This window comes from Lederbergia citri (assembly GCF_018343625.1).
GTDB classification, from domain to species: Bacteria; Bacillota; Bacilli; order Bacillales; family Bacillaceae_C; genus Lederbergia; species Lederbergia citri.
This window is the reverse complement of record NZ_JAGYPG010000002.1, coordinates 1,286,142-1,298,146: the sequence shown is the minus strand read 5'-3', so window position 1 is coordinate 1,298,146 and position 12,005 is coordinate 1,286,142. Positions and strand designations below refer to the sequence as shown.

Sequence of the window (12,005 nt, the reverse complement as noted above, 5' to 3'; positions counted from 1 at the left end):
ATGTATGGCTGAATCAGAAATCCATTCTTATGATTTGTAATTTGTACTGCTTAAAATGTGCAAGCAAAAATCCAAATCTGCTTGAAGATGATTTTCCATCAGCTGTTTAGCTGCCTGACCATCTCTTGCTTTAATAGCTTCATAAATCTCTTCATGTTCTTCAATTAGACGAGGGCGTTGGTGTAGCACTACAGTCTTGCGAAAAAGATAGATAATGGACTTCATGCGGTCAATGAAATACCTAAAAGGGCTAAACTCTTTCAAAGTTTAGGTTTCCAATTTTTCTTAATTAGTTATCCCTCATTATAGGATTAACGAAGCAAGTTCAATCTAATTAAAAAAAGAGGCAGTTGTAGCTAACTGTCTCTTTTTTACTATTTTTCTATCAGATTATTAATGAACACTACCAGTTTCGAGGTTTTAGTTCTGGTCCAAGTATGTGCGGAACTTCTTCTCCACTTGATTCATCATGTATGAAATGTGCAGAGTACCAAACTACTATATCTTTCCCATTAATATTCTCACTATTTACGAATTTGTCTATATTAGCTCTAGCTTTATTTATATTTGTAGTAAAACCCTGTCCATCGTCTAATTCATTATTATGGTAGCGAAGAAGCCATACATCTCCAACCCCAAAACTATCTGCTTTACCATCGTTCTTACCAGGGATCAAATAATATCCTTCACCTGTTAGTTTGTTTGAAACTAGCCATTTTCTATTATGAAAATTGTCACGCGTTCTTTTGATTTCATAATTAATCGTTCGAAAGTTTGAAGTTCCAGTACTAATCTGGTCGTTAATCTCTTGTATAAAGTTATTATCAGCTTCTCGAATATCAAAATCAAATCTCCAATATGCGTGGTGAATATGAGGGTTGCATGTACAAGAATTGGCTACTGCACTAAAGCCAAAACGTGGCCGAATAGTACCATCGTTGTGGAAACGCCATTCACTGATATATCGATACCAGCCGGCTTCCATTTCACTTACCAATACCATTTCTTCCCCTTTAGTATAAATCCCTACACCAAGAAAGTTACCGGTATCCGTACCATTATCAAGAATGGTTCGTGCAGGGGTGGAGCACATACGAAATCCGGGTGCAATATCTGTTCCAATTGCTTCGATCCTTCCTTCCTGCCACTGCCAATCACGGTAAGGACCACAAACATCATTCACGTAACGGACATTCAGGATTGGTACATGAGCACGGGATAATACTTTTTTACCTCGATAAAATACATCTCGAAGTTCGATCCCTGAACCAACTATACCTGAAGAAGCAGCTGGTCTCACTGCGAGGAAGCTCCAAATCTCCTTACCACCTTTCGACACTCTAATTTGAGCTTGTCCGGCAGTTCCTCTTCTTACTGTAGGTTGATGCGCATCAGGCGGTGGTTGACAAATGTGAACACTTGCTGTAGAAGATGGCGGTGCACCCGTTTCATATATAATTGCTTCACGTCTAATCATATTAACTCCGACAATCTGATGTAATAGCTCTCTGTTAACTTCTTGATCCTCCTCAACAGGAAGAAGTCCAACCGCAAGGGTCCTTTCAATACATCCGTTTCGAACCTCTGTATCGATGATCGCTGGCATTGCTCTGTAGGGACGTACAAGATTTTCTTGAATGAAGTTGCCAAGCTCAGGATGATCTCGAACAATATTTACCGCTAACTCGAATTCCTCAGTACTTGGCAATGGCTGAATATCTAATTGAGAGGCTTTGAGGTTTTCTGGATTATTAATCGGTCCAGTAGCTATTACTGTTCGATTGTTGGTGTAGTCATAGTATGTGGCTAGAAAATCACTGGGGTGTCTAGGTTGGGAATTTTTTGGGCTGTTTATTAATTGGTTTCCGGGAATATCCTCAGGATGAAGTAATTCCAACGAAAGCAACAGATGCCTGGTTCCCTGTAAATATGATTGGATAGAAGGATGATTGCTACAGATGCTTTTTAATTTTTTTATTGTTTCTTGGTCCAGACCAAATGAATCTACTTCTATAATAGGTTCTCGACTTAATCCCATTGAATCACTCTCCAATTATACTTTTTTATTACAACTCTTCTAGCATCATATGTTAATAAGATGTGAGAAGAAACCGTTTGTTTACCTATTTTAAAAGCTTTTCCTCAATCCACATGCAAAAAAAGAAGCTAAGAAACGTAGCTTCCATCTGTCTATTGAGAAATTAATAAAATCGGTACTTGATTTCTAGATAAATCACAATAAAAATCTAAAATAAAAAAAGACCGTTTCACTATACTAGCTGGTATATAAATTAATGATACAGAAACAAAAAAGCGAATTCCTTATATCAAGGAATTTGCTTAATTAAAGAAATTTTTTCTAAAAATACGGGGAATCAAAGAGGAAATTTTGCTAATTGTTATGATGTTCTCCCTTTGCGCTCAAATTTATTTGTAGCAATACCGATATAACCAATTCCTCCTAAAATAGATAAAATGCCGCCATAAATTCCCCAGCTGCCCTCCTGATCCGGCACTGTAATGGCTGCTGCCCCCAAATAAAGATATGCTAACCCTATAAGGAAAGTTAGTTCTTTCCATCCCGGTTTTCGGGTTGAAGCTAACACGCTGGCCAGAATCATAATTAAGAAAAGCTGAACACTTTCAGCCCATCTATTAAACTGTGCAAATTCACTGACTACATTAAGTTGGGAATGAAGCTGATTCCAAGTTGTAGGGGCCATTAAAATAAAGGCAATTACAGTTAGAAGGAGTAATGGACGATGATAGTCGGCTTTTTTAAATATATTTTTCCATACATTTGTTCCGGGGTAAGTTAATGCCAGTATTAGAAGAGGGACTAAAAAAATAAGTTCAAGAAAGGGTGCTGCGTCTGGATTTTCAGTTCCAATTAAAAAAAAGGCTCCGATGAAAATAATATGACCTAAGATATAAAACTGCAGCAATAGAGGTTTCATCCATGATTTCCAAAGCAAAGTAATCAAGCTGCCGCTAAACAGTATGCCCACAAGAGCTCCATGTTCCGCACCAAACCAGCGATAATTCTCTAAGTTATATGCAGAATCCGAAGCACAACCTGGACATCCAATCGTAACCCATGGCATTAATCCTTCTTGTAATGATTCAAGTATGATTAATCCGCCAAGCGCAAATAATGAACCGAAAACAATAAATAAAATTGATTTCCAACGTTTATTAGGGCGTTTGGGTGAAACTTCCTCCATTTAAAATCACTCCTTCAAAATGTAGTATTACAAGCACAATGTATGAAAATGGCTTGTTTTTTATAACTGATAACTCAACTTATAATATAAAATTGCGGGTATATGAGGCTTCGTTAAGAAGGAATTGTTGTTATGGAGTTTATTCACTGGAGGTAGGTTTAAACTCGGCAGCCCAACCACCGAATTGGTAGGCAGAGAAGAATTTTGTCACGAGTTGGAAACCAGCTTCATTAAGCAACGGCATTCAATATATTTTTACTATATGAGGAATTCAACTTGATTTAGAATTAATTTACACGAATGATCGCAGTTAGTGGGCAGCGCGTGGACCGTATCACAAATAGAGGCCGTTTTTTGAAAAGTATCAGGTTTTCTTATTAAAATGCCGTGGATGAAGGCAAATTTGTAATTATAGGAGGATCTGTCTTTCAGAGCAAATTTATTAATGTAATATTTATGCACCTTGAGTAATAACCAAATTTTTTTGAACATATATTAGCTCAGGTATTATCAAAAGGGGGAAAACAGATGTCCGGTTTAAAAAGTTTTAAACTGTACAGTGTGTTAACATTACTATCCGGTATTTTACTTCTTATGGCTTGGGTTCTTTTTACATTTGGTTATTTCGAAAGAGACTATAGCTCGGCTCATTATTATATCCCAATTTACATTGAATATTTCGGAACAACATTATTTCTTTTTGCATTAATCGGTCTTTATTTATATCATTTAAATTCGAGCGGGAAGTTTCTTACTTTTAGTTTTATTATTGGGATAACAGGTACAACACTTTCACTTGGAGCAAAGTATCTTGGTTTATATATTAACCCCTACATCAATAAAGTAGCCCCGGATGTGTTATCAGCTCCTCCCGAATCAATAGTAGGGCTGGTCGTTTCTTTTCTTGTATATGCTATAGGTGTAATCTTAATTGGAATTAATATAATGAAGTCAAAAAAACTTCCTTTACTTGGTGGTTTAGTTCTTGCAGTATCACCATTATTTGAGTTTGTACCAGTAGCAGGAATCCCATTAAGTTCTCTAATACTTGGCTTAGCACTTGTTTATCTTGGTGTAAGTCTTTACAGAAGAGATACTGCCATATCACCAAGTTAAAAACGTGGTACAATACCTGTTTTATAATAAATAAAATGAACGCTGGGATATTGACATTCCAGCGTTTTTATTTATTTGATAATTTTTTAAACAGTAGCTAAATGAATAGAATGGTTTCTTCCGCGGCATCAATTAGAGAATTTGAAGAGTTTGGTTATGTCTATCAATTAGAGCAAATAGCCAACTAGGTAAATTACCAGTTGGTGGATAAGGGAAGTATTAAATAATAATAGTTTGTAACTATATGGGTGCAGGAGTGCAAGAGTATGCTGCTAAATAGGCATTGCATTTATTATTCGATGAACGAGGAGTTTAAATAAAGAAGGAATATAGTTAAGATTTGAAGAAATAAGCAAGTACACTTAATCCCGAAATGGGGGGGTAATATGAAGGGTTTTAATCTAAAGATCGAAGATGTAAATGTTCATTTTTATGAATGGGGAAAGCATAACAAGCCAACCATCGTTTGTTTACACGGACTAGGGAATAGTGGTGCAGCTTTCTTTGAGTTGGCTGAATATCTAGAAGAACAATATCATGTATTGTCTTTTGATAATCCAGGGCACGGAGGGACACCTTCTTTTGTAAATGAAGACGACTATCTATTTTCAAACATTGCCCAATGGTATGACCATGTATTTCAGCAAGTATTAAAAGAACCATTTTATATTTTGGGCCATTCCTGGGGTGCTGATATTGCATTACATTATGCTAAAAAGTATCCCGAAAAAATTAATGGAGTTATCTTACTCGACGGTGGCTATACATTTCCAGATTTCCAGGAGGATATGACCTTTTCGAAAGTATATGAAGGTTGGAATCATTACATGGACCATTCTTCAGTCTTCCACAATTGGGAAGATGTGTTAAGGGAGTATCAACAATTTACAAAACGATGGAATGAAAAAATTGAACTAATGGTAGCAACACTTTTCAATCATAGCGGAAAATATGAACTTATTAGTTCAAAGTTTACTGTATTATCAATTATTAAAGCCTTTTTTAAAGAAAGCTTTAAAACTGCTTATCCTTACATAAAATCACCCCTGATTTTAATCTACGCAACTCTACCAAAAGAGTTAACTGAAGCTAGAGTAGCTGGAATAACCACATTAAAACAGAATATTCATGATGTCACAATTGTTTCAATGGAAGACACTAACCATATAGTTCATTGGGATAATCCTAAAGAAGTCGCTAATGAGATTCGCAACTGGGTAATTCAAAATAGTAGATTAGGGGTGTGAGCAACTTGTTCTATGATAGCTTTATTTCAGCTATTTATGCTGTGCTATTTTGGTGGGCATTATTTCTTGAATTTCAAAGAATAAATAATCGCTACCCAAAAAGTAATACATGGAAAAAAGACATTGTTTTTACATTTATCCAAAGTGTAGTAGTTTCCTTACTTTTAGTTCCTATATTGGCTTTTTTCCTTAGAAACTGAATTGGATATTATCAATAAAGCTTCTAAGGCTTTTTTTTCTTTGGAAGAATATTAAAACTGTATAAAATTTGTGTAAATACTATAAGTTAGGAGGAAACTCGTGTTATTTAGATTTTTTGGATTATTATTCCTTTGGAGTACAATCATCTTTACTGTCTTACAAAAGAACGACATAATATGGGTCATTTCTGCCTTTTGTTCCATTTTTTTAATGCACTTTATATGTAAATGGCTCAGGCTTGGCGGGCTGTCCCAATTAGGTCTACAAGTGAATAAAGATTGGTTACGTTATTTACTTTTTGGTTGCTTAATAGGAGTAGTCTATCAAATATTTCGATTCAGCGTAATGTACAGCACAGGTACAATTAGAATACAGAACCTATCTGTTGATACGAATGCCTTCATTGTTTCGACTTTTATTTTATTGATTTCAACAGCATATATCGGTTTTGCTGAAGAAATAGTATTTCGTGGTTATATTGTAAGCGTGTTACCTTATACATCTAAGCTCGTTGTAGTCATTAGCGCAGTTTTATTTACTTTAGGGCATTTGATAGATGGAAATTTCGATTTTTCTAGAATGTGCTATCTTTTCTTTGCAGGATTATTTTTTGCTATTTGTTATTTCGTAACTCGATCCCTATGGTTTGTGGCAGGAATTCATTGGTTCTGGGATTTTTCATGGTTTTACCTCGGTGCCGATGGCGGGACCTCAAGTTCTAAAATAGTCAACGTAGCCATTAATAACGACATGTTGCCGTATTATGTATGGATTGATGCCGTAATGGTACTTGGCTTGCTTTTACTAGTACTATTTCTAACGAGAAAGTCTTTTTTGTTACAAAAGTCTTGAAAATGACGAACCTTGTTCAGCTATTCGCCAAACCTGTTATATAAAAAGTTTGTGAGCCACTTAACTATATAATGTCATCATAGGAATATTCAAATTTATTAATAAGTTAGTACCTAACAAGGAGGGGAGAAAAAATCACCCTACCTTCCTTTATAACCTTCCGTTATTATTACTCTAAAAATGGTGATGGAGGTTTTTGAATGAACAACAAAGCTTCGGTAGACTTTATAACAAAAACGGCGATTTCTGTTGCTTGTTTCCTATGTATATTGATTTGTATAATTTGTAATTTTTCAGTTACAGGTAAACTCACATGGTCCCTATATCCAATTACGAGTATTTTGTTTTTATGGCTTATGATCATTCCTTTATTTCAGTTTAAAAGGAATAAAGTCGGTAAGGCTCTTGTTTCTTTTAGTATTTTTATTATTCCATTTTTATTGATCCTAAATATTATAATGGGTGGTACAAAATTAATGCTATCCCTTGGAATTCCTGTATCACTAGTTGCTATTTTCTATATGTGGGTTATTTATTTTTTGTTTTTAACTATTAAGACTGTTAAATGGATTACAGTCTCAGTTTCAATTCTTTTAGGAATTCCTGTCGGTATTATAATTAGTACAATTATTTCAAAGTTTATTAATCAGCCAATTATTGATGCTTGGGATATATTGTCGTATGGAATAATGATAATGATTTCAATAATAATCTTTTTCATAGGAAGAACTCGTAAACGCTTATCAGTTAATCATGGATGACGGAGATTTTGTTTTCATTTTTAGATTCTTTTTGAAATAACAAAAGAATGTTGATTGAAAAATTCCTTCTTCTCAAAATTATGAAGAGAGGAAAACAAAATACCAGCTTGTGTCTGAAGTTTCTCAGGATAAGCTGGTATTTTTAATTTTATGGTTTTTGTCAGGCCATGCATTTTAAAAGCTATTAAACTAATTTTTTTGGAGGTTTGTCCGTAGAAGTTGGCCCTCTTTTTTTAAGTCTTTAACTAAAAAACGAAATTAGAAACGGATGGTAATTAAATTTTTTTTAATATTACGTTTTGGGATTAATCAGGTGAAGCGGATCATGGGTAAATGGACTTTTTACAGTTTTTGAATTGGAAATACTGGCCATTTTGTTACCGTATAATTTTTCAAATAAAATAGCAGGCTTTTTAACACACAATTAGCCTGCTATTAATTTAGTTTTCCCTTATTTTATTCTAAACAGACAGGAATTAATGGTAAATAGATAGGGTATGAAAAATTTGTTATGCTAGCTTATATTCCTCACCAGAAAAAAAATGGAATAAAAGCTAGTGTGGCAATTACTCCAAATGCGATTCCGGCTGCAAAGCCAAAGCCCCAACCCCAAGGAGATCCATATCCTCCATAGCCATAACCTCTATATCCAAACCCACCATATCCGCAGGGAGGACCGCCTAATGGTCGAAGGAATACTCTATCTGGAGATACTCTTTCAATAATGCCTCGATGAACAGCTCCGTGAATCGTGCGAATTTCAACTGCTCTCCCAATACCTCGATTACACATATGATAATAGTGTGCTGACAACTTATTACACCTCCTTAATTACAACAGTCATGTTGACTATATTAAGGTATTCCTACAATTTGTTATTGGAGTAGTCGACAACACAAGGCGATAGTGGAAAAGCAGTTTTTAATGTAAGAAGTATGATTCATATGGTTTTTAACATAAGATCGACCATCCTATAAACTAAATGTGTGGCGCTGTGGAAATTTTCTATCAAGATGCTTTAGCCTATTTGATAATGAAATAATTAAAGGAAATATAAAATTCGAAAATGTAAATCCGGAGGTTGATAAAGTTATTGAAACCCGTCAAAGGTTACTACTTATGGGGAGAAATTAGGGTACCGAGTATTTAGAGGGTGAACCTTATCATAATAGAGTCGGCTTCTTGAAATATAGATTTTGGTGCCAGTCACTTTCACGCCCAGATTTTAAAGGAGGAATTGGCATTATTCAGGGCGTGAAGGCACTTTTCTATGAATGATTATTTCCTCAATTTCTTCGGTATAAACAGCGGACATGAACAGGGATAAAGGTAAGGATAACGTTCTTGTTTTTAAGAAATCCGCTCTAGTCAAAAAAGGACCGCACGTGTTATGCATATCGCATATGTGTGGTCCCTATATCGTAGCTTAGAAGGCTAGTATAAAACCGAGTCTTTTTTGATCATTATTGACTTATAGTACCTGTTGCTTGGCTCCTCTGCAGCCGCTGTTTTTTTGACTTCCGGAAATGGAATAGTTCATAGAATGTCGGAATGACGATCAGTGTCAAGAGCGTAGACACGATGAGTCCGAAAATAACCACAACCGCAAGTCCTCTTGAAACAAGATTTAAGCTCATCGCCGATTCATGTGCGAACAGAAGTGGCAGCATCGCAAATACCGTGGCGAGGGCGGTCATCAAAATCGGTCTTAGACGTACACTGCCCGCTTCCAAAATTGCTTCTCGAATCGTCATGCTTTCCTCATTGTGACGGATTCGGTCAACTAGCACGATGGCATTCGTTACCACAATTCCGACAAGCATGAGCATACCGATACCGGAAGAAATATTGATACTTGTGTTGGTAACAACAAGCCCTAAAAGCGAACCGATCGCTGCAAGCGGAAGCGAAATCAAGATGGCGATGCTTGCCCGGAACGACTTTAAGGTCACTAGCAAAATCATAAACACGATTCCAATGGAAAACATCGACAGTTTAGCGAGCTCAACTAATTGATCGGATGATTGCATTGAAGAACCAGTAAGTTCTGCACGTGTATCTTTTGCAAACGAGTTATCTTTGTTCCAAGTTGGTAGCTGTTGCTGAATTTTGCTGGTAACATTGACCATTTTGTCAGGATTTACTTGAGCTGTGACTTGAAGATAATGATGGGCATCCTTAGTAAAAATAGTGCCTGGCTCCTCGCTTTCTTTAATCTTTGCAATGCTTGACAATGAAACAGGTCCAGTTGGCGTCATTAACTGCAGATTTTTTAGATCGTCCGCCGTTTGGATCTCTTGTAGTGCGCCTAATTTGACGGTAGTAGTCCTTCCTTCAATTTTAATGGCTCCAATCATAGCAGGCTTAATCATCGCATAAACAGACTGGGAGATTTCCTGCGCATTGGCTACTTTAGAATCCACCTCAATGATAACGGTTGGTTTAGTATTTTGATCATTGCTTTCTACTTTTTCCACACCATCGATGCTGCCGATTTTATCCTTCACAAAATCAGCTGCTTTTTTAATATCTGCATCATTCTTGCCAATGACATCAATGGAAACAGTCGTTTTATTGGCCCCCATTAATCCTGCTGTGTCAGCTGTCAGCTCAGAATTTGGAAACTGATCTTTTGTTTTTCGGATGTCTCTCACAAATTTTGCCGAATCGGTCCCTTCATCAGGAAAAACCATAAAGCGAACGACATTTGCATCTTGCAGATTACCGTATTGTGCAGCTTCCTCATTGACTCCTGCTATTGTAATATGTGTTTTTACACCTTCTTTATCTGCAAGAATGCTCTCCATTTTCGCAACGCCTTCTTCCATTTCACTAAATGGAGTTCCGCTTTGATAGCGTAGACTTATATCAATATAGGCCGAATCCTTCTGATCGACAGACCCTTTAGGCATGCTGATAAATAACCCGATTGACCCGACCACAACGAGAACTGCTATCGTGATTGGAAGCCATTTATGGTTAAGCGACCATTTCAATAGAGATGGGTAGAAGGACTTCCTCTTGCGTTCTTTTACCTTTACCTTTTTCATCATCCGGGCGCTGAGTGCCGGTACGACTGTCAGCGACACAAGCAATGAAGCTAGTAATGAGCAAGTGATTGTAATCGCGAACGGAGCGACAATATCTCGTAAACCTCCCGAAACAATCAGCATTGGAAGGAATACTGCCACTGTTGTGAGCGTGGATGATGTGATTGCTGCGCCGACTTCTTTAACTGAATCAATCAGAAAGGCAGGGGTTAATTCATTATTGCTTTTTCTTCGGTAAATATTTTCTACGACCACGATACTGTCATCGACCAGCCGTCCGACAGATACCGCGATTCCTCCAAGAGTGAGAATATTTAAGGTAACGCCAAAGAAGGAAAGCATAATCATCGTAATGAAAAGGGACAGCGGTATACTGACAATCGTGATCAGGGTCATGCGGAAACTGCGCAGGAATAACCAGATAATGAGCGTGGCAAATAATGCCCCGGTCAAGACTTCTCTTGTCATTGAATTAATGGAATCAAGAACGGTATTCCCTAAGTTCATCACGATCTCTGCTTGTAGCGTTCCCTCGTAGTCCTGGTTGATTTTTTTAACAACCTCTTCCACTTCTTTTCCAAGGGTTACGGCATTGGACGTCGAATCCTTTTGGATAACGACATCAATAAAATTCTTCCCATTCAAATGGGTGATGCTTTCGGTATCTTTTTGCATCGTAATATCTGCAACATCTTGTAGTTTAGTGTTACTGTCTAACTGGATGTTTTTGAGGTCATCGAGTGATTCTAATTTTCCCGTTACGATAATGCTTGTTGCTTCGTTATGTAATGTTTGTTCGCCCATCGCAACAGAGGCATTTTTTCCTTGAAGAAGGGTGTAAAGTTTTTCAAGCGGGAATTGTGCTGCAGCTAGTTTCTCTGAGTCGACTTCAATCATGACTTGTTGATTGCTGCCGCCGTTTGTGATGACATTGCCGATACCTTTTAAGTCTTGGAACATCGGCATAATCTCGTTTTCTACGATATTTAAATCATTATTGTTAATTTCCTTATCAAAGGTAAGACCTAATTCTACGATGGGAATTTCGGATGTGTTGAGATTGACTACGTATGGTTTCATAACACCATTAGGGAGTTGGACCATCGAAATTCTTTCTTGAATTTGCTGTTTTGCTTCTTTTATATCAATGCTAGATTCAAAGGTGACCGTCATCTGGGTGAAGTTATTCCCTGTTTGAGCTAAGACATTTTGTTTTCCCCTTACGCCGCTAATTGCTTTTTCAATTGGCTGTGTAACCTGTTCATCCATGCTTACAGCATCGACGCCGTTGCCCACGACTGAAATGGTTACGTAAGGCTGATCAGCTGAGGGCATGAGCTCCATTGGAATAGTAGTGTAACTAAAAAACCCAAAAATCATCGAGGCCAATACGGCGAAAGTCAAGGCGGCTTTGTTCCGTAACGCCCACTTGGTAAACCAAGTCATAAAAAGCATCCCCTTAGTACAAATGTAATATAAGCAGGTAAATTATACCTTTTATATCACACCGTGAATAGGTAGTTTTTACTAATTTTACAAAAACTTTACCTTGAA

The 12,005-nt window shown here is 36.9% G+C and carries 8 protein-coding genes and 1 pseudogene; 4 read left to right on the top strand and 5 right to left on the bottom strand.

Going from position 1 to position 12,005, the window contains the following annotated elements; genetic code table 11:
- Positions 1–27 precede the first annotated feature (27 nt).
- From KHA97_RS14835 to KHA97_RS14825, 3 genes and pseudogenes are all read right to left on the bottom strand, one after another.
- A pseudogene (locus tag KHA97_RS14835) lies at positions 28–234 on the bottom strand (FCD domain-containing protein); the annotation flags it as partial.
- 169 nt (positions 235–403) lie between these two features.
- A complete protein-coding gene (locus KHA97_RS14830; protein WP_213125478.1) occupies positions 404–2,038 on the bottom strand; it encodes a copper amine oxidase in 1,635 nt (544 codons plus the stop codon).
- Between the two features lie 361 nt (positions 2,039–2,399).
- Positions 2,400–3,224: a hypothetical protein gene (locus KHA97_RS14825; RefSeq protein WP_213125477.1), complete on the bottom strand. Its 825-nt coding sequence runs from the start codon at positions 3,222–3,224 to the stop codon at positions 2,400–2,402.
- Positions 3,225–3,752: 528 nt separating this feature from the next.
- Between KHA97_RS14825 and KHA97_RS14820 the strand changes: the two genes are divergently transcribed.
- The 4 genes from KHA97_RS14820 to KHA97_RS14805 all read left to right on the top strand — a co-directional run bounded on the left by KHA97_RS14820 (position 3,753) and on the right by KHA97_RS14805 (position 7,401).
- Positions 3,753–4,340, top strand: coding sequence for a hypothetical protein (locus KHA97_RS14820; protein WP_213125476.1), 588 nt, complete (start codon positions 3,753–3,755; stop codon positions 4,338–4,340).
- A 386-nt stretch (positions 4,341–4,726) separates the two neighbouring features.
- Positions 4,727–5,587, top strand: coding sequence for an alpha/beta fold hydrolase (locus tag KHA97_RS14815; RefSeq protein ID WP_213125475.1), 861 nt, complete (start codon positions 4,727–4,729; stop codon positions 5,585–5,587).
- A 300-nt stretch (positions 5,588–5,887) separates the two neighbouring features.
- Positions 5,888–6,640, top strand: coding sequence for a CPBP family intramembrane glutamic endopeptidase (locus tag KHA97_RS14810; protein ID WP_213125474.1), 753 nt, complete (start codon positions 5,888–5,890; stop codon positions 6,638–6,640).
- A gap of 200 nt (positions 6,641–6,840) precedes the next feature.
- Complete coding sequence (locus KHA97_RS14805) at positions 6,841–7,401, top strand: hypothetical protein (protein ID WP_213125473.1); 561 nt, start codon at positions 6,841–6,843, stop codon at positions 7,399–7,401.
- 528 nt (positions 7,402–7,929) lie between these two features.
- Here the strand turns inward: KHA97_RS14805 and KHA97_RS14800 are convergent.
- Both KHA97_RS14800 and KHA97_RS14795 read right to left on the bottom strand, forming a co-directional pair.
- Entirely contained in the window at positions 7,930–8,193 is a 264-nt protein-coding gene (locus KHA97_RS14800; protein WP_407658040.1) for a hypothetical protein, read from the bottom strand.
- A gap of 671 nt (positions 8,194–8,864) precedes the next feature.
- Positions 8,865–11,897 (bottom strand): efflux RND transporter permease subunit, encoded by a 3,033-nt coding sequence (locus KHA97_RS14795; RefSeq protein ID WP_213125471.1) that lies wholly within the window; start codon positions 11,895–11,897, stop codon positions 8,865–8,867.
- Positions 11,898–12,005 lie beyond the last annotated feature (108 nt).

Excerpts from the sequence above, each read along its gene's own strand:
- KHA97_RS14830 (WP_213125478.1), bottom strand. The coding sequence starts at position 2,038 with ATGGGATTAAGTCGAGAACCTATTATAGAAGTAGATTCATTTGGTCTG.
- KHA97_RS14825 (WP_213125477.1), bottom strand. The coding sequence starts at position 3,224 with ATGGAGGAAGTTTCACCCAAACGCCCTAATAAACGTTGGAAATCAATT.
- KHA97_RS14820 (WP_213125476.1), top strand. The coding sequence starts at position 3,753 with ATGTCCGGTTTAAAAAGTTTTAAACTGTACAGTGTGTTAACATTACTA.
- KHA97_RS14815 (WP_213125475.1), top strand. The coding sequence starts at position 4,727 with ATGAAGGGTTTTAATCTAAAGATCGAAGATGTAAATGTTCATTTTTAT.
- KHA97_RS14805 (WP_213125473.1), top strand. The coding sequence starts at position 6,841 with ATGAACAACAAAGCTTCGGTAGACTTTATAACAAAAACGGCGATTTCT.
- KHA97_RS14800 (WP_407658040.1), bottom strand. The coding sequence starts at position 8,193 with ATGTGTAATCGAGGTATTGGGAGAGCAGTTGAAATTCGCACGATTCAC.
- KHA97_RS14795 (WP_213125471.1), bottom strand. The coding sequence starts at position 11,897 with ATGACTTGGTTTACCAAGTGGGCGTTACGGAACAAAGCCGCCTTGACT.